The organism is uncultured Nocardioides sp. (genome assembly GCF_947489365.1).
Classification (GTDB): domain Bacteria; phylum Actinomycetota; class Actinomycetes; order Propionibacteriales; family Nocardioidaceae; genus Nocardioides.
Genome location: NZ_CANLDB010000007.1, coordinates 225530 through 247100, shown reverse-complemented (window position 1 = coordinate 247100; position 21571 = coordinate 225530). Strand labels below are relative to the sequence as shown.

Below are 21571 nucleotides of genomic sequence, written 5' to 3'. Positions count from 1 at the left end.
GTTCCTACAACGGAGGCGTTCCCGTGCGGCGGGACTGCCGGCCCAGGACGAGGGCCACGCGCAGCGTGAGGCCGTCGCGGGGGTCGGTGGGGTCGTAGCCGGTCAGCTCGGACACCTGCCGGAGCCGGTAGCGGACGGTGTTGGCGTGCACGAACAGCGCCCGCGCCGTCCCCTCGACGGAGCCGCCCGCGTCGGCGTACGCGTCGAGCGTCGCGACCATGGAGCCCTGGGCGGCCAGGGGCAGATAGAGCTCCTCCACGAGGTGGCGACGGGCGTGGCCGTCGCCCGCGAGGGCGCGCTCGGGCAGGAGGTCGTCGCTGCGGACCGGTCGAGGGGCCGCGGGCCAGCCGTCCGCCGCGCGCTGGGCCGACAGTGCCGCCCGCGCCGACAGGTGGGCCGAGGCCAGGTCGCCCGTCACCGGCCCGACGACGACCGGGCCGGGGCCGAACGTGCTGGCGACCGCGGACGCCGCCGGCAGCGGGTCGCCGTCCACCTCGACTCCGCCGAGCACCACCACCATGCGCTCGCCCTGGGCGGCGCACAGCGCGTCGGTGCCCGCGGCGCGGGCGCGGCGTCGTACGTCGTCGAAGAGGTCGGTCTCCGTGCGCGCCTCACCGAGCCGACCGAGGACCACCGCGACGCCCGCGCGGCCCGACCACCCCAGCGCGCTCGCCCGGGACAGGACGGTCTCGTCGGCCTCGGCGCGCAGGACGGAGTCCACGACCAGCGCCTCCAGCCGGGCGTCCCAGGCCCCGCGAACCTCGGCCGCCCGGGCGTACACCTCCGCGGTCGCGAAGGCGACCTCGCGGGCGTAGCGGAGCAGCTCGGCGTGCACGGCGGCCGTGTCGCGGGGGTCGAGCACCCCGTCGAGGTTCGCCTCGACCACCTCGATGCCCGTGCGGACCAGGTCGACGGTCTGGCGCAGGCTGATCACCCCGGTGAGCTCGCGGGGCGCGGCGCCGAAGACCTGGGAGGCCAGATCGGTGGCGGCGTCGTCGGTGTCCGCGCGGCCGGGGTCCGCGTCGGAGCCGGCCGGGGCGGCGTACCAGTCGACGAACCCGCGGATGCCGGCCTGGACGATGAGGCCGACCCAGGAGCGCTCCTGGGCGCTGAGCCCGGAGAACCACGGCATGTCGCTCTCCATGCGGGCCGTCGCCGCGGTGGCCAGGCTGCCGGTGGCTCGCTGGAGCGCCGTCACGGCGCGTTCCCGCGACCATCCCGCCCTGCCCATCCGGGCAGGCTAGTGGACCGCCCGCGCTCTCCCCGGGGGCCCGTCCGCCCGCGGTGGCGCGGACGTGGTTGAATCCGGAAATGTCGTCGGACCAGGTGTCGTACGTCACGGTGCACGGTCATCGACGCGCCTACGTGAAGCGGGGGCGCGGGCCCGCCCTGCTCCTCCTCCACGGCCTCGGCTGCGACCACACCACGTGGGGCCCCGTCATCGACGAGCTGGCGGAGCGGTTCACCGTCGTGGCCCCGGACCTGCTCGGTCACGGGCAGTCCGCCAAGCCGCGCGCCGACTACAGCGTCGGGGGCTACGCCAACGGCATGCGCGACCTGCTCACCGTGCTCGGCATCGACCGCGTCACCGTCGTCGGCCACAGCTTCGGCGGCGGCGTCGCCATGCAGTTCGCCTACCAGTTCCCCGAGCGCACCGAGCGGCTGATGCTCGTCAGCCCCGGCGGGCTCGGCCCCGAGGTCAGCCCCCTGATCCGCGCGGTGACCACCCCCGGCTTCCACCAGCTGATGGGCGCCCTCACGCTCCCCGGCGTCCGCCACGTCGGCCGCACCGGCCTGCGACTGCTCGCCCGCGGACCCGTGCGGGCCGCCCGCGACCTCGGCGAGGTCGCCGACATCTACGACAGCTTCCGCGACCCCCGCGCCCGGCACGCCATCCGGCACGTCGTCCGCGCCGTCGTCGACTGGAAGGGCCAGATCGTCACGATGAGCGACCGGGCCTACCTGACCGAGGCCATGCCGATCTTCGTCGTCTGGGGCGCGGAGGACCGGGTCATCCCCGTCAGCCACGCCCACAACGCCGCCGCGCTCGCCCCGGACGCCCGCGTCGTCGTGATCCCCGACGCCGGCCACTTCGCCCACAAGGACCACCCCGAGCGGTTCGTCGAGCTCCTCACCGAGTTCCACGCGACCACCGTCCCGGCCAACCACACCCGCACCCAGTGGCGCCGCCTGCTGCGCCAGGGCCCGCCCGTCGCCGTCGCCCGCGCCGAGGCGGGGGAGTTCCCGGTCCACCCCACCCCCGTCTGCGCCCCGGTCGCGGCGCTCCCCGGGGCCTGAGGGTCGAGTCGGCACGTCTGCGCAGGTTTTCGGCGTCGAGTCGGCACGTCTGCGCAGCTGTACGGCGTCGAGTCGGCACGTCTGCGCAGGTGTACGGCGTCGAGTCGGCAGGTCTGCGCAGGTCACCCGGGTCGAGTCGGCACCGGGTTGCCCCCCCGGGGGCGTACGTCGGCCGCTGGCGGCTGCTCCTGCTCGCCGGCGCACTCGTCGTACAGACCAACCCGCTCGGGTCGGCTGGTCCCCGGCCCACCCGCCGTCCCTCCCGATCGCCGAGTCGGCAGAAGCCGCCCTCACTCGCCAGGGCTCGCTCGGTGCGTTTCAGTCGACTCGGCTCGGGTGCCACTCGTCCTTGCTACCTGGCTTGCCGGGTGCTGCTCGTCGCGGTCAGCGGGCTCGCCGGGTGCTGCTCGTCGCGGTCAGCAGGCTCGCCGGGTGCTGCTCGTCGCGGTCAGCCGGCTCACTGGGTGCCGATCGACGCGAGCTGATCTCTCACCGGGTCTCGACGACGCGGACTCGCTGCGCTCGTCTGCTGCTCGACCAGCGGGGGGGCAGGACTCCCGCTCGACCAGCGGGGGCCGGCCGGAGACGACACGAGCCGGGTGCCGCGCGTGGCGGCACCCGGCTCGGCGGGTCAGGACGACGCCTCAGGCGTCGCCGCCCTCCTGCTTCACGTCGGCCACCGCGGTGGGGTCGTCGATGCGGAGGGTGGCGAAGGCCTTCTCGACCACGTCCATGCCGATCTCGCCGGCCTCCGCGAGCGCCTGCAGCGCCGCGACGACCACCGAGGCGGCGTCGACCTTGAAGAACCGCCGGGCGGCCGGACGGGTGTCGGCGAAGCCGAAGCCGTCGGTGCCGAGGACGCGGTAGTCCTCGGGGACCCACCGCGCGATCTGCAGCGGTACGGCGGCCATGTAGTCGCTGACGGCCACCACCGGGCCGCCGTTGCCGGCGCTCAGCTTGTCCGCGACGTACGCCGTCCGCGGCTCCTCGCCCGGGTGGGTGAGGTTCCAGTCCTCGGCGGAGATCGCGTCGCGGGCGAGCTCGTTCCAGGACGTCACCGACCAGCGGTCGGCCTGCACGCCGTAGTCCTCGGCCAGGATCCGGGCGGCGTCCTCGATCCACGGGTACGCGACGCCGGAGGCGAGCAGCTGGACCCGCGGGCCCTCGCCGTCGGCCACCGTCGTGCGGTGCAGGCCCTTGAGCAGACCCTCGTGGTCGAGGTCCTCGGGCTCGGCGGGCTGTGCGACCGGCTCGTTGTAGACGGTGAGGTAGAAGATGACGTCCTCGCCGTGGCCCTCGGCGCCGCCCTCGCCGTACATGCGGTGCAGGCCCGAGCGCATGATGTGCGCGATCTCGTAGGAGAACGCCGGGTCGTAGTGCACGATCGCGGGGTTCGACGCCGCCAGCAGCGGGGAGTGGCCGTCGGCGTGCTGCAGGCCCTCACCGGTCAGCGTGGTGCGGCCGGCGGTGGCCCCGACGAGGAAGCCGCGCGACAGCTGGTCGGCCATCGCCCAGATCGAGTCGCCGGTCCGCTGGAAGCCGAACATCGAGTAGAAGATGTAGAACGGGATCATGTGCTCGCCGTGCGTCGAGTACGCCGAGCCCGCGGCCGTCGCGGACGCCATCGCGCCCGCCTCGGAGATGCCCTCGTGGAGCAGCTGGCCCGAGGTGGACTCCTTGTAGGCCAGCAGCTGCTTGCGATCCACGGCCTCGTAGCGCTGGCCGCCCGGGTTGTAGACCTTGGCGGTCGGGAACATCGAGTCCATGCCGAAGGTCCGGTACTCGTCCGGCGCGATCGGCACGATGCGCTGACCGATCTCCGGGTCCTTCATCCAGTCGCGGAGCAGGCGCACGGTGGCCATCGTCGTGGCGACCTTGTTCTTGCCCGCGCCCTTCTTCAGCTCGGCGTACACGTCGTCGCCGGGCAGGGTCAGGGACTTCGAGCGGACGACGCGACGCGGGACCGCCCCGCCGAGGGCCTTGCGGCGCTCGAGCATGTACTCGATCTCCGGGGCGTCCTTGCCGGGGTGGAAGAACGGCGCCGAGCCGGTCTCCTCGTAGGCGCGCTCGAGGTCGCGGTCGCTGATCGGCAGGTAGAGCCGGTCGCGGAACTTCTTGAAGTCCTCGGGCGTCAGCTTCTTCATCTGGTGGGTGGCGTTCTTGCCCTCGAGGGCGTCGATCGTCCAGCCCTTGATGGTCTTCGCCAGGATCACCGTCGGCTGGCCGACGTGCTTGGTCGCGGCGTCGAACGCGGCGTAGACCTTGCGGTAGTCGTGCCCGCCGCGGGGGAGCTTGCGGATCTGGTTGTCGCTCATGTGCTCGACCATCGCCCGCAGGCGCTGGTCGCCGCCGAAGAAGTTCTCGCGGACGTAGTCGCCGCCCTCGACCGAGTACGTCTGGAACGCACCGTCCGGGGTGGTGTTCATGGCGTTGACCAGCACGCCGTCCACGTCGCGGGCGAGCAGCTCGTCCCACTCGCGGCCCCAGACGACCTTGATGACGTTCCAGCCGGCGCCGCGGAACTGCGACTCGAGCTCCTGGATGATCTTGCCGTTGCCGCGGACCGGGCCGTCGAGCTGCTGCAGGTTGCAGTTGATGACCCAGGTGAGGTTGTCGAGCTCCTCCCGGGCGGCCACGCCGATCGCGCCCAGCGACTCGGGCTCGGCCATCTCGCCGTCACCGAGGAACGCCCACACGTGCTGCTCGGAGGTGTCCTTGATGTTGCGGTTCTGCAGGTAGCGGTTGAAGCGGGCCTGGTAGATCGAGTTGATCGCCGTGAGACCCATCGACACCGTCGGGAACTCCCAGAAGTCCGACATCAGGCGCGGGTGCGGGTACGACGGCAGGCCCTTGCCCACGCCGTGCTGCACCTCCTGGCGGAACCGGTACAGCTGCTCCTCGGCCAGCCGGCCCTCGAGGAAGGCGCGGGAGTAGACGCCGGGGGAGGCGTGGCCCTGGATGTAGACCTGGTCGCCGCCGCCGGGGGCGTCCTTGCCCTTGAAGAAGTGGTTGAAGCCGACCTCGTAGAGGCTCGCCGACGACTGGTACGTCGCGATGTGGCCGCCGACCTCGAGGCCCTTCCGGTTCGCGGCGGTCACGGTGACCGCGGCGTTCCACCGGATGAACGCCCGGATGCGGCGCTCGACGTCCTCGTCACCGGGGAACCACGGCTCCCGCTCGGGCGGGATGGTGTTGATGTAGTCGGTGCTCCGCAGCGCGGGCACCCCGACCTGCTTCTCGCGGGCGCGCTCCAGCAGGCGCAGCATCACGTACCGGGCGCGGTCGCGGCCCCGGCCGTCGAGCATCGCGTCGAAGGAGTCGAGCCACTCGGTGGTCTCGTCGGGGTCGATGTCCGGCAGCTGCGTCGGGAGCCCCTCGTGGATGACAGAGCGGACGGCGGGACCGGACCTGCGATCGTCGTTCACACACCCCATCCTTCCACGGTGCGCGAGGCGAGAGAATCTACCGACGAGTAGCCCCTCGCGCCGGCCGGGCGGCCACTGGGCCGGGCGTCACAGCGCGGCAGGGTTGCGCCCGCCCCGCATCTCGGCTGGACTACTCCCCACCCCTGCCCGACCGGGCAGGGAACCGAAGGCACCGGCACCCGTGGACCACGCGGGCGCGCCGGACGAGGAGCAGGAGGTGCTCGTGAGCTCGACCGCGGGTGGCGAGACCACCCAGACCGGGGCGACTGCTAGCCCGGCCGGACGCATGGGGTTCAAGGCCGGGATGGTCGTCCAGGAGCTCGGTTGGGACTCCGACACCGACGACGCCCTGCGCATCGCCATCGAGGACGTGCTCGACGCCGACATGGTGGACGGCGACTACGGCAACGTGGTCGACGCCGTCGTGCTGTGGTGGCGCGAGGAGGACGGCGACCTGGTCGACGGCCTCGTCGACGCGATCACCGACCTCGTCGGTGGCGGCACCATCTGGCTGCTGACCCCGAAGGTGGGCCGGCCGAACGCCGTGGCCGCCGCCGACATCGCCGAGGCCGCGCCGATCGCGGGCCTGTCGCAGACCACCACCGCCACCGTCAGCAAGGAGTGGGCGGCGTCCTGCCTGATCGCCCCCCGGACCCCCGACTGATCCAGACCACCTGACGCGCCGCCGGGGGACGCACCGACCCCTCGGCGCGTCCGCACCCACGCCCCTTCGTACGACAGGACCTCCCCACCGCATGGGAAAGCTCGCTGCCGGCGCCTCGTCGGCCCTCGTCAGTCTGCGCGTGCTCGGCTCGGCCGGGATCATCCGGCCCTACTCCCCGAAGCGCCTGGTCGGCCTCGGGACGACGCTGCACCGGTGGGGCACCGGCCCGGCCGGCGGCTTCACGTCGCTGGCCGTGCGGGCCCCCGACGACATCGGCCTGGTCGACGAGCGCGGCGAGCTGACCTGGGCCGAGCTGGACCGTCGGACCAACGCCCTGGCGCGGTCCCTGCGCGACCGGGGCGTCGCCGAGGGTGACTCGGTGGCCCTGATGTGCCGCAACCACCGGGGCTTCGTCGAGGCCAGCGTCGCGGTCGCGAAGCTCGGCGCGGACACGCTGTACCTCAACACCGCCTTCTCCGGCCCGCAGCTCACCGAGGTGCTCGAGCGCGAGGGACCGCAGGCGCTGGTCCACGACGAGGAGTTCGCCGAGAGCCTCGCCGACGTCGACGGGGTCGACCGGGTCCTGGCCTGGACCGACGGCGACGCCGGGGACACCCCCACGGTCGAGGGCCTGATCCAGGCCGGCAGCGACGAGCGTCTCGACCCGCCGGGCCGCTCCGGGCGCGTGGTGATCCTGACCTCGGGCACCACCGGGACGCCGAAGGGCGCCCCCCGCAAGGAGGCCGGCGTGCAGGCCGCGGTCTCGATGCTGTCGCGGATGCCGCTCAAGCAGGGGTGGCGCACCCACATCGCGGCGCCGCTGTTCCACACCTGGGGCTACGCCCACTACATGCTGGCGATGCTGCTCGGCTCCACCATCGTCCTGCGCCGCCGCTTCGACCCCGAGGACTGCCTCGAGACGGTCGTGGAGAAGCGGTGCGACTCCCTGGTGGTCATCCCGGTGATGATGCAGCGCATCCTGCAGCTGCCCGAGGACCGGCTGAAGCGCTACGACCTCTCCCACGTCAAGGCCGTCGCCGCCTCCGGCTCGGCGATGCCGGGCGACCTCGCCACCGCGTGGATGGACCGATTCGGCGACACGCTCTACAACATCTACGGCTCCACCGAGGTCTCCTGGGTCAGCATCGCGGACCCGACGGACCTCCGGGCGGCCCCGGACTCGGCCGGCAAGCCGCCGCACGCGACGGTCGTGAAGGTCGTCGACGAGGACGGCGAGGAGCTGCCGGCGGGGGAGTCGGGGCGCATCTTCGTCGGCAACGACCTGCTCTTCGAGGGCTACACCGGCGGCGGGCACAAGGAGACGATCGACGGGCTGATGTCGACCGGCGACGTCGGCCGCTTCGGCGACGACGGCCGGTTGTACGTCGAGGGCCGTGACGACGACATGATCGTCTCCGGCGGCGAGAACGTGTTCCCGCAGGAGGTCGAGGACTGCCTCTCCCGGCACGAGGCCGTCGTGGAGGCCGCCGCCATCGGGGTCGACGACGACGACTTCGGCAAGCGGCTGCGGGCCTTCGTCGTCCTCACCTCCGAGGGGGCCGTCGACGAGGACACCCTGCGCGAGCACGTGAAGTCGAACCTGGCGCGCTACAAGGTCCCGCGCGACTTCGTCTTCCTCGACGAGCTGCCGCGCAACGCGACCGGCAAGGTCCTGAAGAAGGACTTGGACGCCGAGTAGCCTCCCCGGTCCGTACGACCGTGCGCGGAGCGTGGGCGGCGGTGCAAGGATGAGCGCATGACGACCAGCGCCGCCTCCGAGCGCGTGGGTCTGGAGGTCGGCTCGCCGGCCCCGGACTTCACGCTGCAGGACCAGTTCGGCCAGGAGGTGTCCCTGTCGGACTACCGCGGCTCCAAGGCCGTCGCGGTGCTGTTCTACCCGTGGGCGTTCTCGGGCGTCTGCACCGGTGAGCTGTCCGGCGTGCGCGACCGGCTCGCCGAGTTCCTCACCTTCGACACCGAGATCCTCGCGATCTCGTGCGACCCGATGTTCTCCCTGCGGACCTTCGCGGACACCGACGGCCTCAACTTCCCGCTGCTCTCCGACTTCTGGCCGCACGGGGAGGTCAGCAGCGCGTACGGCGTCTTCGACCCCGAGCGCGGGGTCGCCCGCCGGTCGTCGTACGTCGTGGACCCGCTGGGCACGATCCGCTGGTCGGTGCACAACGCGATCCCCGACGGCCGTGACCTCGACGAGCACCTGCGCCAGCTCCGCGCGGCAGCGGACCAGGCGGGCTGAGACCCGGGTCGTCCCGCCATGCGGGACGGATCTGTGGACTCGACACAGGTCGGGGGTCGGGTGCCATACTCGGTGCCGTCGCGCCGCTGGTGACCCGAGACGCCAGCGGCGCGACTTCGTCGTCTCCGGGCCCGCCGTGTACGGTCCGACCCGATCGGGGCGTATAGCTCAGCGGTAGAGCACCTCGCTTACAACGAGGTGGTCGGGGGTTCGATCCCCTCTGCGCCCACCAGGTCCCCGGGCCCCGGCACTCCTCGGGCACTCCGCGGGCGCTCGTGAGAGGCCTCTCATGCGGGCCTCACCTCCACCTCACGGCGGAGCGCCACGCTTCTTCTCGTCAGCGGGTCGCCGACCCGCACCCCCGGAGGAGGAGCACCATGAGGAAGCTGATGTCGATCACCACGCTGGGAGTGTCCGGCGCTCTCACCGTCGCCCTGCTGGCGATGAGCGGCGGCGCCGCCAACGCCGGCGACGAGTTCTCGAAGCGCGACGACGAGACCCCCGAGCTGGTCCTCGTCGCCGATGACGACGACGACGACACCAACGACGGTGACACCCGCGACCAGGACACGAGGGACACCCGGTCGAAGCAGTCGAAGAACACCAACGACAACACCCGGTCCAACTTCACCGGCGTCAGCCGGGACCGCGACAACAGCCGCGGCGACAAGACCAAGGACTGGACCCGCGACGGCGGCGACAAGACGCGCGACAAGACCGCCGGCTCGACCAACGACCGCTCCCGCAACGACACCCGCCGATGAGCGCCGCCACCCAGGAGCCGGACGACCGCTGGAGGTTCGGCGACGGTGACCCCATCACCGACGAGCTGACCGCCACCCGGCTCCTGGGTGGGGGATCCGCCTACGAGGCCTACCTCGCCTTCGACGAGGTCACGTTCTCCCCGGTCGTCGTCAAGGTCGTCCGACCCGACCAGGTGGACGACCGCAGCAGCCTGCGCGGCCTGCGCCGCGAGGTCAGGGCCCTGGCGACGATCAACCACCCGGTCGTCGTCCGCGGGCTGCGCCACGAGCTGGACGGTCCCCGGCCCCACGTCGTGCTCGAGGCGGTGGACGGCCCCCGGCTGTCCTCCCTGGTACGCCGGTACGGCCCGCTGGAGGACTACCAGTACCTGCCGCTGGCGATCGACATCGCCTCCGCGCTGCACTACCTCCGGCGCCTCGGCTGGGTCCACCTCGACATCAAGCCGAGCAACGTCATCATGGGTTCGCCCGCCCGCCTCATCGACCTCTCGGTCGCCCGCGAGGTGGACGCCGCCGCCGACCTCGACCACGTCATCGGGACCGACGCCTACATGGCCCCCGAGCAGTGCGACCCGCCGAGGACCGGCCGTCCCGGGCCGGCCAGCGACGTCTGGGGCCTCGGGGCCACCCTCTTCCACGCCGTCGCCGGCCACCGCCCCTTCGAGGACGGCGACCCGCACGCCGCGAGCCTCGCCGGGCGCTTCCCGCAGACGGCCGCGTCGCCGTCCGCGCTGCCGCGCCACGTGCACCCGGACGTCGCCCGGACGGTCCTGGCCATGCTCGACCCGGACCCCGCGTCCCGCCCCGCCCCCCGCGAGGTCGCCGAGAGCCTCGAGCCCGTCCTCGCCGCGCTGCCGCGCCAGCGGCTCGCGGGCTTCAAGGTGCGCTAGCCCGACTCGGTCGGACCCGGTCCGGGTCTGTGCCGCGGATCGCACGCACCCACTGCGTGCGATCCGCGGCACGAGCATGGGCAGCCGGCCTCCGGTGGTCCCTGGACCTACGCGTCGAAGCGGTAGCCCATCCCGCGCACCGTGCTGATCGTGCCGGCGCCGAACTTCTTGCGCAGGTAGCCGACGTACACGTCGACGACGTTGGAGCCGGGGTCGAAGTCGAAGCCCCAGACGTGGTCGAGGAGCTGCTCGCGGGAGAGCACCTGGCCGGGGTTCATCATGAAGATCTCGGCGAGGGTGAACTCGCGCGCCGACAGGTCGACCTGCCGGCCGCCGACGCTCGCCCGGCGGGTGCGTAGGTCGAGGGTCACCTCACCCACGGCGAGGGCGTCGTCGCGGGCGGCCGGGCCGTCCGAGCCCTGGCGCAGCCGCAGCCGGATCCGGGCGAGCAGCTCGGCGAAGCGGAACGGCTTGGGCATGTAGTCGTCGGCCCCGGTCTCGAGGGCCGCCACGGTGTCGGTGACCGAGTCGCGGGCGGTGAGGACCACCACCGGCACCCGGGAACCGGAGGAGCGGAGCTGGTCCAGCACCTCGAACCCGTCCATCCCGGGCAGGCCGATGTCGAGCACCACGAGGTCGTAGGCGCCCGAGAGGGCCTCGTCGAGGCCGGAGTGGCCGTCCCCGACCGTCGTCGCGACGTGGCCGTCGGCCTTGAGTCCCTTGGCGACGAAGGACGCGATGCGGTCCTCGTCCTCGACGATCAGGATGCGGGCCACGGGTGCTCCTCGGTGGTGGACGGCGCCGCGGACCGTGTGGACGGTGGCGGCAGGACGGGGGACTCGTCGGCGGCGTGGGCCGGGACGACGGCGCGGGGGAGGGTGAGCACGAAGCGAGAGCCGCGGGGCTCGGCGTCCTCGACGTGCACCGTGCCGTGGTGGGCGGCGACGATCGCGGACACGATGGACAGGCCGAGGCCGAAGCCCTCGTCCCCGTCGCGGACCGTGCTGCGCCCGAAGCGCTGGAAGATGCGCTCGCGGTCCGCATCGGGCACCCCGTCGCCGGTGTCGCGGACCCACAGCCGCACCCGGTCCTCGTCGGCGTCGGACCCGACGGCGACGACGTCGCCCGGACCGGTGTGCTTGACGGCGTTGTCGGCGAGCTGCAGCAGGGCCTGCGTGAGCCGCTGGGAGTCCGCCGACACGAGCGCGTCGGTGGCCGTGCCGTCGTCCCGCCAGGCCCGGTCGCCCAACCCCCGGGCCCTGGCCAGGACCCCCCTGGTCAGCGAGCCGACGCCGACGGGACGCACGCGGGTGAAGTCGGGACGGTCGGCCTTGGCCAGCAGGATGAGGTCGCCCACCAGCCGCGACATGCGGTCGATCTCCTCGAGCAGCAGGGCGCGCGTCTCCTCGACGTCCTCGGTGTCGGAGGCGTCGAGCAGCTCGAGGTGGCCGCGCAGCACGGTCAGCGGGGTCTTCAGCTCGTGGCCGGCGTCGTCCAGGAACTGGCGCTGGGCGCCGAAGCCGTGCTCGAGGCGGTCCAGCATCGTGTTGACGGTGCGCGTCAGGGCGGTGATGTCGTCGTTCCCCCGCTCGGGGATGCGGCGCGACAGGTCGGTGGTCCCGATGTCCTCGGCGGTGTCCCGCAGGGTCCGCAGCGGCGCCAGGAGGCGTCCGGACTGGGTGCCCGCGAGCAGCACGATCAGACCGAGGCTCAGCACGGCCACGATCGTGTACGTGCGGATCGTGTTGCTGATCTCCGAGCGCTCGTCGTCCAGGAAGTTGACGATCACCAGGGCGCCGGGCTCCGGGCTGTCCTCCTCGAGGACGGGCAGGACCGTCACCCAGGTCTCGCCGTACGGCTCGAAGTCGTTCAGGACCGAGGTCCCGCCGGTGTCCGTCAGGTCGGCGACCGCCTCGGCGTAGCGGTCCTCGTCGAGCAGGGTGTCGCCGTAGGAGCCGGGCGTGCGCGCGGTCGGCCGGCCCGTGCCCGGCGGGTAGATCACGAGCATCTCGTCGTCGTCCGGCACGTTGCGCTGGATGAACAGGCGCAGCAGCCGGTCGGCGCTGGTGAAGGGCTCGCCGGTCTCGGGGTCGTCCCCGCGCTGCAGCTCACGGAACTCGGCGGTCTCCTGGTCGATCTGCTCGATGGTCTGCCGCTCCACCCGGGCGGCCTCGAGGACGTAGACGAGCAGGCCGGCCCCGGCCATCGCGAGACTGGCCAGGAGCGTGATGACGACGGTGATCCGGGTGCGGACCGAGAAGGCCCCGGACAGGCGGCGGCGCGGCGAGGGCTCAGTCGTCGTCCCCGTCGTCGTCGTCATCGTCGTCCCCGCCGTCGTCGTCGTCATCGTCATCATCGTCGTCGTCGCCCGCGGGCGGGGGGACGGGCTGCGGCTCCGGGGTGACGACCTCGACGCCGTCGTCGTCCGGGACCCCACCGCCCGCGTCGTCACCACCCGTCGCCGACCCGTCGTCGGCGTCGTCCGCGTCGTCGTCGTCCTGGGCGCGCGGCTCGGGCGTGGGTCGCCTCTCGAAGCGCACCCCTGGCTCGACGACGCGCTCCCCGAGCGGAGCCGGGACGACGACCGCGGACTGTCCCGCCACGGGCTCCGAGGACGAGGCGACGAGCGAGCCGACGACGTACGCGCCCATGGGGACGACGAGCGCGAGACCCAGGAGCACCTTGACCAACGTGGACATGGAGCGATCCTGACCCGCCCAGGTGGACGGGAGGTGAGACCGGCATGAGAGGTCTCTCATGTTCGTCGGCGGCCCGGACTACTGTGTCGCCACTGCCCACGTGATGGAGGTCACCCGTGCACGTCCCGCTGACCGTCAACGACTTCATCGACCGTGCGACCACCGTGTACGCCGATCGCACCGGCGTCGTCGACGAGCCCGACCAGCCGGCGCCCTCGCTGGGCACCCTGACGTACGCCGAGCTGGGCGACCTCGCCCGGCGGCAGGCGGCCCGGCTCGACGAGCTCGGGGTGGGCGTCGGGGAGCGGGTGGCCGTGGTGTCGCACAACAGCGCCCGGCTGCTCGGGTCGTTCTTCGGCGTCGCGGGCAGCGGCCGGGTGCTGGTCCCGGTCAACTTCCGCCTCAGCCGCGACGAGGTGTCCTACATCGTCGAGCACTCCGGTGCCTCCGTGCTGTGGGTGGACCCCGAGCTCGAGGACTCCCTGTCGTCGGTGACCGCCCCCGTTAAGCACGTCCTCGGTGACGACGACGAGCTGTACGCCGCGCCGGGGTCGACGCCGCGGGCGTGGGAGCCGGACGAGGCGGCGACGGCCTGCATCAACTACACCTCCGGCACCACCGCGAGGCCGAAGGGCGTGCAGATCACCCACCGCAACATCTGGGTCAACGCCACCACGTTCGCGCTGCACGCCGGCGTGACCGACCGCGACGTCTACCTGCACACCCTGCCGATGTTCCACGCCAACGGCTGGGGCATGCCGTTCGCCATGACCGGCCTGGGCGTGCCGCACGTGGTGATCCGGAAGATCGACGGCGCCGAGATCCTGCGCCGGGTCCGCGACCACGGCGTCACCGTCATGTGCGCCGCCCCCGCGGTGGTGGCCTCGGTCCTCGAGGCCGCGCAGACCTGGGAGGGCGAGATCCCCGGTCGCGACCGGACCCGGATCATCGTCGCGGGCGCCCCGCCGCCGTCGCGGACGGTGGCGCGGGTGGAGGAGGAGCTCGGGTGGGAGTTCATCCAGATCTACGGCCTCACCGAGACCTCGCCCCTGCTGACCGTCAACCGCACCCGCGCCGAGTGGGACGACCTGAGCACCGAGGAGCGCGCGAGCAAGCTGGTCCGCGCCGGCGCCCCGGCGCTCGGGGTCCGGCTGTCGACCAACGAGGAGGGCGAGGTGCGCGCCCGGTCGAACGTCGTCCTCGAGGGCTACTGGGAGCAGCCGGAGGAGACCGCGCGGGTGCTGCGCGACGACTGGTTCCACACCGGGGACGGCGGGACGATCGGCGAGGACGGCTACCTGACGATCGCGGACCGCCGCAAGGACGTGATCATCACCGGTGGCGAGAACGTGTCGTCGATCGAGGTCGAGGACGCGCTGTTCTCCCACCCGGCGGTCGCCGAGGTCGCCGTCATCGGCGTCCCCCACGAGAAGTGGGGCGAGACGATCCTGGCCCTCGTCGTCCTCGCGGAGGGCCAGGAGGCCACCGAGGCTGACCTCATCGCGCACTGCAAGGAGCGGGTGGCGCGCTACAAGGCGCCGACGTCGATCGAGTTCCGCGACGAGCTGGCCCGTACGGCGACCGGCAAGCTGCAGAAGTTCAAGCTGCGGGCGCCGTACTGGGAGGGGCGGGACCGCCAGGTCAACTGAGCGGGGAGGCGTCGTTAGCCTGACCGCCATGCGCACCCTGGGCGATCTCGTCGACCTGCTCCACGCCTGGTACCCGCCGAGCACCGCGGAGTCGTGGGACGCCGTGGGGCTGGTCGCGGGCGACCCGGCCGACGGCGTGGCCAAGGTGATGCTGGCGGTCGACCCGACCGAGGAGGTCGCGCAGGAGGCGGTCGCGTGGGGGGCGGACCTGCTCGTCTGCCACCACCCGCTGTTCCTGACCCCCGTGCACGGCGTGGCGGCGACCACGCCCAAGGGGCGCACCCTCGCCACCCTGACGAAGGGCGGCTGCGCACTGCTGACGGCGCACACCAACGCGGACCACGCGGTCGGCGGCGTCTCCGAGGCGCTCGCCCACGCCCTGGGGCTGCGTGACCTGCGGCCGATCCGGCCCGCGGCGACCGAGCCGCTCGACCTGCTGGTCGCCTGCGTGCCGACCGACGCCGCACCGCCGGTGCGCGCCGCCATCGCGGAGGCCGGTGCGGGGGCGATCGGGGACTACGACCACTGCACGTTCACCGTCCCCGGCCTGGGACGGTTCCGCCCCCTCGACGGCGCGAGCCCGGCCATCGGCGAGGTCGGGTCGCTGACGGTGGTCGAGGAGGACCGCATCGAGGCGGTGCTCCCGCGGCGGCTCCGCGGCGCGGTGATGACGGCCCTGCTGGCGGCGCACCCGTACGAGGAGCCGGCCTACTCGCTGCTGGAGCTGGCCTCGCCGGGCTCGCGGGAGGCCGGGACGGGCCGGAGGGGCGTCGTCGACCCGACGACGCTGCGCGGCTTCGCCGAGACCGTCGTGGACGCGCTGCCCGCGACGGCGCAGGGCGTCCGCGTGCTCGGTGACCTCGAGCGCGTCGTACGCCGGGTCGCGGTCTGCGGCGGGTCGGGCGACTTCCTGCTCGACGAGCTCGCCGGCTCCGACGTCGACGTCTACCTCACCAGCGACCTGCGGCACCACCGCGCGGCCGAGTTCGCCGAGCAGTCCGCCGCGGCCGGGGGGCCCGCGCTGGTCGACGTCGCCCACTGGGCGGCCGAGTCGACCTGGCTCCCGGCCCTCGCCGACCGGCTGACGGCCGCGGTGGGCGATACGGTGGAGACGCGCGTCAGCACGACGCGCACCGACCCCTGGGACCTGCGGCTCTGAGCGTCCCGGGGCAGAGAAGGAGAACACGCTGAAGGCCGACCCCGCCGCCCAGCTCCGGTTGCTCGACGTCCAGGACCTCGACACCCGGGCGGACCGCCTGCGCCACCGTCGCACCCACCTCCCCGAGCTCGTGGAGATCGCCGCGCTGGAGGCCGAGCGGCGGCGCGTCGACGACGAGGTCCGGGACGCCCGCATCGCGGTCGACGACCTGGCGGCCGAGCAGGCGAAGGCCGACTCCGACGTCGAGGCCGTCCGCGCCCGGCAGCGCCGCGACCAGGAGCGGCTCGACACCGGCTCCGTGGGGCCGAAGGACCTGGAGCGGATCCAGGCCGAGCTGGTCTCCCTGGCCCGCCGCATCGCCTCGCTGGAGGACACCGAGCTCGAGGTCATGGAGCGTCAGGAGGAGGCGCAGGGACGGCTCACGGGAGCGCAGGAGCGCCTCGAGGCGGTCGAGCACCGACTGGCCGACCTGGCCGCCGCCCGGGACGCCGCCTTCGCCGAGATCGACGCCGAGCTCGTGACCCTGGAGGCCGAGCGCGGCCCCGTGGCCGAGCAGGTGCCCGACGACCTCACCGCGCTGTACGAGCGCCTGCGGGCCGCCAAGGACGGCGTCGGCGCCGCGCTGCTGCGGGCCCGGGCCTGCGGCGGCTGCCAGCTGTCCGTCGACGCGGCCGAGCTGAACACGATCCGTGCGGCGGCGCCCGACGAGGTCGTGCGCTGCGAGGAGTGCCAGCGCATCCTGGTCCGGACCGCCGAGTCCGGGCTGTGACGGCGGGGACGGACCCCACCGCCGCGACCCCGCAGACGCCGCAGACGCCGCAGCGCGGCTGGGGCGGTGGCGGGGGCGAGACGACCACGCTCGTGCTGGTGCGGCACGGGGTCACCGTGCACACCGCCGAGAAGCGGTTCTCCGGTGGCCTCACCGGCGCCAACCCGCCGCTGTCGGACGCCGGGCGCGAGCAGGCACGGGCCACCGCGGCGTGGCTGGCTCCGGCCCTGCCCGCCGACGCGGTCCTGGTGACCTCGCCGGTGCGTCGAACGGTCGAGACGGCGGGGGTGCTGGCGGAGGTCACCGGCCTCGGGCCGGCAGGAACCGAGGACGGCTTCGCCGAGACCGACTTCGGCGGCTGGGAGGGCATGACCTTCGCGGAGGTCCGGGCCGCGGACGCCGCGGCGCTGGACACGTGGGTCGCCTCCCCGGACGTCGCCGCCGGGGGGACGGGGGAGTCGTTCGGCGCCGTGCGCGACCGCGTCCTGGCCGCCAGGGACCGCGTGCTGGCGTCGTACGCCGGTCGGACGGTGGTGGTCGTCAGCCACGTCACCCCGATCAAGGTGCTCGTCGCCGACGCGCTGGGTGCACCGTTGTCCGCGCTCTACGCGATGGAGCTGTCACCGGCCTCGGTCACGGTCGTCGCCCACGCGGGTGGGCGGGCGTCGGTCAGGGGCTTCGACACCGGCCCGCACACGCCCCGTCTCTAGCCCGCGGGCAGCAGGACGTCGAGCCGGGTCCCCGCCGGCGTGGGCTCGTCGACCTCCACGGCCCAGCCCAGGTCGCGCAGCACGGCGGCGAGGGCGGCGGGGGTGCGGGGGTTGGCACCGTCCAGCAGCAGGGCGCGCACCAGCAGCCCCTTGGTGTGCTTGTTGAAGTGGCTGACGACGGTCCGGGTGCCGTCGTCGGCGACGTTGAGCACCCGCACGGTCGCCACGCGTCGGGCGAGCTCGGCGGGGGGCTTCCAGAACGCCGCGTACGTGCCGGAGCGCAGGTCGACGAGGAGCCCGTCGCCGCGGAGGTCGTCCAGGGCCGGGCCGAGGTGGCGGCGCCAGTGGCCGGCGACCGAGCCGAGGCCGGGGAGGGTGACCGACCCGGACAGCCGGTACGCCGGGACGCGGTCGCCGGGTCGCAGCACCCCGAAGAGCGAGGAGGTGATCGCGACCCGCGACGTGGCGCGCCGACGGGCGGCGCTGTCGAGGCCCGCCGGGTCCAGGGCGTCGTACAGGACCCCGGTGTAGACCCGGTCGGCCCGCGCGGTCGGCGCGTGCGGCAGGTCGACGTTGGCGTGGACCAGGTCCCGCTGCCCGGAGGTGAGGCCGAGGACGCCGGCCGCGGCGGCCGGGTCGCCCTCGCACAGGGTCACCAGGGCGTCGAGGACCTCCTGGCGGGCGTCCCGCAGACCGGGGGAGGAGAGGGTCGACAGGTCCATCGGACGACCCCGACGGGCGGCCGTCTTGCCCTCGCTCGGGGGCAGCAGCATGAGCACCGCGTCAGCCTAGGAGGGTGGTCGCCGTCCCCCACCCACGGCCCTGTCACGCTTGGTGCGTGTCCCCCCAGACCTTCCTGATCGCGTCCGTGGTGACCGGTGTCCTCACCGTGCTGGTGCTGCTGTGGGCGCTCGACATGGTCAAGCTGCGGTCGTCCCGGCTGGTCGCCCTCAAGGTCGCCGCCGGCACCGTCTTCGGTGGGGTCGTGCTCTGGCTGGCCGGTCGCGTCATCGTGGGCGTGCTCGAGGGCTGAGCCCGCTCGGACCGCCTGGCCGGTCCCGGGATCTCGTGGCTCGGTCGCTGCGCGACGCTCGCACCTCGATCTCCGGGGGTTTCGCTGGTCGAGCAGCCGTCGTCGAGACCGCCGGCCCTCCGCTGGTCGAGCAGCACGCGAGCGCAGCGAGCGCGCGTCGTCGAGACCGCCGTGAGGGTCTCGACCTCCGGTCGATGCTTCCCGGGTGCGGACGGGCTGGCCTGTAGGCCGGGTTCTGTCTCCCCGTGTCTCACGACGCCGGGGTCGGCGACCATCCATCTACGACCGCCGTTGCCGACGGCCTCCTGCGGTCTACCCGCGAGCTCGGGCGGGCCGCCCTCGGACACTCGCGCACCGCCCCCGTGGGGGCGGCTTCTTGACCTTGCTCCAGGTGGGGTTTACCGAGCCGCGCCGGTCGCCCGGCACGCTGGTGGTCTCTTGCACCACCCTTTCACCCTTACCGCCCGGCCGGAGCCGGGAGGCGGTCTGCTCTCTGTGGCACTGTCCCGCGAGTCACCCCGGGTGGGTGTTACCCACCACCTCGCCCTGTGGAGCCCGGACCTTCCTCGGCCCTCCCGGAGGAGGAACGCGGTCGCCCGGCCAGCCCATCCGCTGCGCCGATCGTAGGGCATCCGACTGGAGTAGGTTCGCCGTGTGAGCGACGAGTACTACTACTGCGTGAAGCACAAGACCGTCGAGGGCCCCGAGGGCTGCGCGGCGCGACACCGCCTCGGGCCGTACCCGACGCGGGACGCCGCCGAGCACGCGCTGGAGACGGTCGCCGAGCGCAACGACGCCTGGGACGAGGCCGACCGCGACGACTGAGGGCCCGGTTCGTGCGTGAACAGGTCTCCCCGTGGCCGTTCGCGGCCCTGGTGGGGATGACGGCCGTCCTCTTCCTGTACGGCGTCGCTTTCGGCGTGCTGCCGTGGTGGGCCGGTCTCCTGCTGCTCGCCGTCTGGGCGGGACTGCTGGCCGTGGTGCTGCGCTGGTTCAGGACGCGGCCGCGCGCCACGGTGCTGGTGCCGGTCGTCGCGCTGGCGGTGTGGTTCGCCGCGGTGACCGGCGGCGCACGACTGCTGTCGTGAGCCGCCGGCCCTGCGGTCCGGCCGTGGTCAGCCGCGCGGGCGCACCCGCAGGACGGAGTCGTTCGAGCCGTTCGCGGTCGTGATCAGCAGGTCGCCGTTGGGGGCCTTCGTCACGGAGCGGAGCCGGCCGAACTTCGTCAGCGCCGCCGGGCGACGGACGCCCTGGAGCTTGCCGGCGGCGTTGAACCGCATGAAGCGGACGCTGTTGTCCTTCAGCGCGGCCACGGCGAGCGTGCCGTTGTAGCTCTTCCACCGCGAGCCGGAGACCCACTCCGCACCGGAGGTGGCCTTCGTCGGGTCCCCGGACTTCCAGCGGGCGCCGATCTGCGGGCCGGGCAGGGAGAAGTCGGTCATCGGGACGCTCTCGTCGTACCCCGGGCCCGGGTCCCACCCGTAGTTGCCGCCGCGCGCCAGCCTGTTGACCTCGTCGTCGCGGTTCGGGCCGTGCTCGACCGACCACAGCGACCCGTCCTTGCGCTGGGCGAGGCCCTGCACGTTGCGGTGGCCGTAGGTCAGCACGTAGCGCTTGTTCCGGTTGCCGGCCTTCGGGAACGGGTTCTGCGGCCAGGGCTTGCCGGAGAACCGGTTCAGCCGCAGCGTCTTGCCGCCCAGCGACGTGAGGTCCTGCGGGTTGCTGGAGACGGCTGCGTCACCGGTCCCGACGACGAGCGACCCGTCGCGGGCCACGAGCAGGCGGCACCCGCCGTGGCGACCACCGCTGGTGGGAAGCCCGGTGAGCAGGATGCGGGCCTGGGTGGCCCGGGTCGCGGCCTGGTTCAGGGTCCAGGCCACGACGCGGATGTCGCGGGCGCCACCGCTGCGGAAGCCGCCGTAGCAGGTGTAGAACCGGCGGTTCTCGGCGAAGCCGGGGTCGGTCTCGACCGACATCAGACCGGTCTCGCCGCTGGCCCAGGTGCGCGCGGGGAAGGCGACACGGCTGGTCCGGTTGCCGTCCGCGACCAGGAGGCGCCGGGTCTCGCGCTCGGTGACCAGGAGGCGACCACCGTCGATGACCGCGACGTCCCAGGGCTGGCTGAGGCCCGTCACGGCACGGGTCACCCGCAGGCCGGGGGTGGCCTGCTGGTCGGGCTGGTCGGCGGCCGCGAGGCTCGAGGCGGGGGAGGAGGCCGGCGCCGGGGCGGCGCCCGCCGGGACCCCGGCCACCGGCAGGGCGAGGAGCCCGGCGAGCGGAAGGCTGAGGAGGAGGGGGAGTGGTCTGCGCATGGGGAGAAACTAGTCCGAAGCACTGACGTCCGGCAGGAGCTCGGCCCAACCGGTCCCCGCGGTCCCTACGACTCGAAGGAGTGCTCCGCGGCGGGGAACTCGCCCGACCGGACGTCCGCGGCGAACGCACGGGCGCCCTCGAGCAGGGCGCCGTGCAGGTCGGCGTACTGCTTGACGAACCGGGGGATCCGGCCGGTCCGCAGGCCGAACGCGTCCGGCCACACGAGGACCTGGCCGTCGCACTCCACGCCGGCGCCGATCCCGATCGTGGGGATGCCGACCTCGGCGGTCACCCGGGCCGCGGCCTCGGTGGGCACCATCTCGAGGACCATGGCGAACGCCCCGGCGTCGCGCACGGCGCGGGCGTCGGCGAGCAGGGACTCGACGGCGTCGCCGCGGCCCTGGACCCGGTAGCCGCCGAGGGTGTGCTCGCTCTGCGGGGTGAACCCGAGGTGGGCCATCACGGGGATGCCGCCCTGCGTCAGGCGCTCGACCTGGGGCGCCATCGCGACGCCGCCCTCGAGCTTCACGCAGTGGGCGCCGCCCTCCTTCATGAAGCGGGCGGCGGTCAGGTAGGCCTGCTCGGGGGACGCCTGGTACGACCCGAACGGCAGGTCGCCGACCACGAGCGCCCGGGTGACCGACCTCGACACCGCCGCGGTGAGCGGGATCAGCTGGTCCACGGTCACCGGCACGGTCGTGGAGTAGCCGTACACGTTGTTGCCGGCGCTGTCGCCGACGAGCAGCACCTCGATGCCCGCCTCGTCGAAGATCCCCGCGGTGTACTGGTCGTACGTCGTGAGCATGGCGAACTTCTCGCCGTTCTCGCGCATCTCGGCCAGGTGGTGGGTGCGGAGGCGCTTGCGCGTCCTCCCGCCGGCGGCCGGGGTCGGCGCGGACGTGCCGTACGGCGGGGGCTGCTCGTCGCTCATGGCCTCATCC

21 protein-coding genes, 1 tRNA gene and 1 other RNA gene are annotated in these 21571 nt (G+C 73.4%); 14 read left to right on the top strand and 9 right to left on the bottom strand.

Annotated elements, in window-relative coordinates; all coding sequences use genetic code 11:
- Positions 1-4: 4 nt before the first annotated feature.
- Positions 5-1231, bottom strand: coding sequence for a CdaR family transcriptional regulator (locus Q0858_RS18385; protein WP_299057570.1), 1227 nt, complete (start codon positions 1229-1231; stop codon positions 5-7).
- Between the two features lie 80 nt (positions 1232-1311).
- Between Q0858_RS18385 and Q0858_RS18380 the strand changes: the two genes are divergently transcribed.
- The gene (locus tag Q0858_RS18380; RefSeq protein ID WP_299057569.1) at positions 1312-2298 is read left to right on the top strand and encodes an alpha/beta fold hydrolase; all 987 of its coding nucleotides are present in this window, start codon (positions 1312-1314) and stop codon (positions 2296-2298) included.
- Between the two features lie 644 nt (positions 2299-2942).
- Here the strand turns inward: Q0858_RS18380 and aceE are convergent.
- Positions 2943-5723, bottom strand: coding sequence for a pyruvate dehydrogenase (acetyl-transferring), homodimeric type (gene aceE / locus Q0858_RS18375; protein ID WP_299057567.1), 2781 nt, complete (start codon positions 5721-5723; stop codon positions 2943-2945).
- 223 nt (positions 5724-5946) lie between these two features.
- Here aceE and Q0858_RS18370 point away from each other — a divergent pair, with 223 nt between their 5' ends.
- The 6 genes from Q0858_RS18370 (at position 5947) to Q0858_RS18345 (ending at position 10298) form a co-directional block, all read left to right on the top strand.
- Complete coding sequence (locus tag Q0858_RS18370) at positions 5947-6387, top strand: DUF3052 domain-containing protein (RefSeq protein ID WP_299057565.1); 441 nt, start codon at positions 5947-5949, stop codon at positions 6385-6387.
- A 91-nt stretch (positions 6388-6478) separates the two neighbouring features.
- Positions 6479-8086 carry an AMP-binding protein gene (locus tag Q0858_RS18365; RefSeq protein WP_299057563.1) on the top strand — a complete coding sequence of 536 codons (1608 nt, stop codon included), beginning with the start codon at positions 6479-6481 and terminating at the stop codon, positions 8084-8086.
- A gap of 57 nt (positions 8087-8143) precedes the next feature.
- On the top strand, positions 8144-8644 hold the full coding sequence (locus tag Q0858_RS18360; RefSeq protein WP_299057561.1) for a peroxiredoxin: 501 nt from the start codon (positions 8144-8146) through the stop codon (positions 8642-8644).
- 157 nt (positions 8645-8801) lie between these two features.
- Positions 8802-8876, top strand: a tRNA-Val gene (locus Q0858_RS18355).
- A 145-nt stretch (positions 8877-9021) separates the two neighbouring features.
- The gene (locus Q0858_RS18350; protein ID WP_299057559.1) at positions 9022-9408 is read left to right on the top strand and encodes a hypothetical protein; all 387 of its coding nucleotides are present in this window, start codon (positions 9022-9024) and stop codon (positions 9406-9408) included.
- Entirely contained in the window at positions 9405-10298 is an 894-nt protein-coding gene (locus Q0858_RS18345) for a serine/threonine-protein kinase (protein WP_299057558.1), read from the top strand. The genes Q0858_RS18350 and Q0858_RS18345 overlap by 4 nt, the downstream gene beginning before the upstream one ends.
- Before the next feature lie 107 nt (positions 10299-10405).
- Here Q0858_RS18345 and Q0858_RS18340 read toward each other — a convergent pair whose 3' ends face one another.
- From Q0858_RS18340 to Q0858_RS18330, 3 genes are read right to left on the bottom strand one after another with little or no spacing between them, the layout of a single operon-like run.
- Entirely contained in the window at positions 10406-11074 is a 669-nt protein-coding gene (locus Q0858_RS18340) for a response regulator transcription factor (RefSeq protein WP_299057557.1), read from the bottom strand.
- Entirely contained in the window at positions 11059-12645 is a 1587-nt protein-coding gene (locus tag Q0858_RS18335) for a HAMP domain-containing sensor histidine kinase (RefSeq protein WP_299057556.1), read from the bottom strand. Before Q0858_RS18335 ends, Q0858_RS18340 begins: the two co-directional genes overlap by 16 nt.
- On the bottom strand, positions 12590-12997 hold the full coding sequence (locus tag Q0858_RS18330) for a hypothetical protein (RefSeq protein ID WP_299057555.1): 408 nt from the start codon (positions 12995-12997) through the stop codon (positions 12590-12592). Before Q0858_RS18330 ends, Q0858_RS18335 begins: the two co-directional genes overlap by 56 nt.
- 116 nt (positions 12998-13113) lie before the next feature.
- Between Q0858_RS18330 and Q0858_RS18325 the strand changes: the two genes are divergently transcribed.
- The 4 genes from Q0858_RS18325 to Q0858_RS18310 are packed head-to-tail and all read left to right on the top strand — an operon-like array spanning position 13114 to position 17284.
- Positions 13114-14646 carry an AMP-binding protein gene (locus tag Q0858_RS18325; protein WP_299057554.1) on the top strand — a complete coding sequence of 511 codons (1533 nt, stop codon included), beginning with the start codon at positions 13114-13116 and terminating at the stop codon, positions 14644-14646.
- A 28-nt stretch (positions 14647-14674) separates the two neighbouring features.
- The gene (locus Q0858_RS18320; RefSeq protein ID WP_299057553.1) at positions 14675-15805 is read left to right on the top strand and encodes a Nif3-like dinuclear metal center hexameric protein; all 1131 of its coding nucleotides are present in this window, start codon (positions 14675-14677) and stop codon (positions 15803-15805) included.
- Positions 15806-15863: 58 nt separating this feature from the next.
- Positions 15864-16574, top strand: coding sequence for a C4-type zinc ribbon domain-containing protein (locus Q0858_RS18315; protein ID WP_299057552.1), 711 nt, complete (start codon positions 15864-15866; stop codon positions 16572-16574).
- Entirely contained in the window at positions 16571-17284 is a 714-nt protein-coding gene (locus Q0858_RS18310; RefSeq protein WP_299057550.1) for a histidine phosphatase family protein, read from the top strand. The genes Q0858_RS18315 and Q0858_RS18310 overlap by 4 nt, the downstream gene beginning before the upstream one ends.
- On the opposite strand, the gene yaaA is transcribed toward Q0858_RS18310, so the two are convergent.
- Positions 17281-18057: a peroxide stress protein YaaA gene (gene yaaA / locus Q0858_RS18305; protein ID WP_299057588.1), complete on the bottom strand. Its 777-nt coding sequence runs from the start codon at positions 18055-18057 to the stop codon at positions 17281-17283. The genes Q0858_RS18310 and yaaA overlap by 4 nt on opposite strands.
- 65 nt (positions 18058-18122) lie before the next feature.
- Here yaaA and Q0858_RS18300 point away from each other — a divergent pair, with 65 nt between their 5' ends.
- On the top strand, positions 18123-18317 hold the full coding sequence (locus Q0858_RS18300) for a hypothetical protein (protein WP_299057548.1): 195 nt from the start codon (positions 18123-18125) through the stop codon (positions 18315-18317).
- Between the two features lie 208 nt (positions 18318-18525).
- Here the strand turns inward: Q0858_RS18300 and rnpB are convergent.
- An RNA gene (rnpB, locus tag Q0858_RS18295) (RNase P RNA component class A) lies at positions 18526-18925 on the bottom strand.
- A gap of 46 nt (positions 18926-18971) precedes the next feature.
- Between rnpB and Q0858_RS18290 the strand changes: the two genes are divergently transcribed.
- Positions 18972-19142: a hypothetical protein gene (locus tag Q0858_RS18290; RefSeq protein WP_299057546.1), complete on the top strand. Its 171-nt coding sequence runs from the start codon at positions 18972-18974 to the stop codon at positions 19140-19142.
- An 11-nt stretch (positions 19143-19153) separates the two neighbouring features.
- Positions 19154-19405, top strand: a complete 252-nt coding sequence (locus tag Q0858_RS18285) for a hypothetical protein (RefSeq protein ID WP_299057544.1) — start codon at positions 19154-19156, stop codon at positions 19403-19405.
- A gap of 27 nt (positions 19406-19432) precedes the next feature.
- On the opposite strand, the gene Q0858_RS18280 is transcribed toward Q0858_RS18285, so the two are convergent.
- A complete protein-coding gene (locus tag Q0858_RS18280; protein WP_299057542.1) occupies positions 19433-20629 on the bottom strand; it encodes a PQQ-dependent sugar dehydrogenase in 1197 nt (398 codons plus the stop codon).
- A gap of 65 nt (positions 20630-20694) precedes the next feature.
- A complete protein-coding gene (gene panB / locus Q0858_RS18275; protein ID WP_299057540.1) occupies positions 20695-21561 on the bottom strand; it encodes a 3-methyl-2-oxobutanoate hydroxymethyltransferase in 867 nt (288 codons plus the stop codon).
- Positions 21562-21571: the final 10 nt, after the last annotated feature.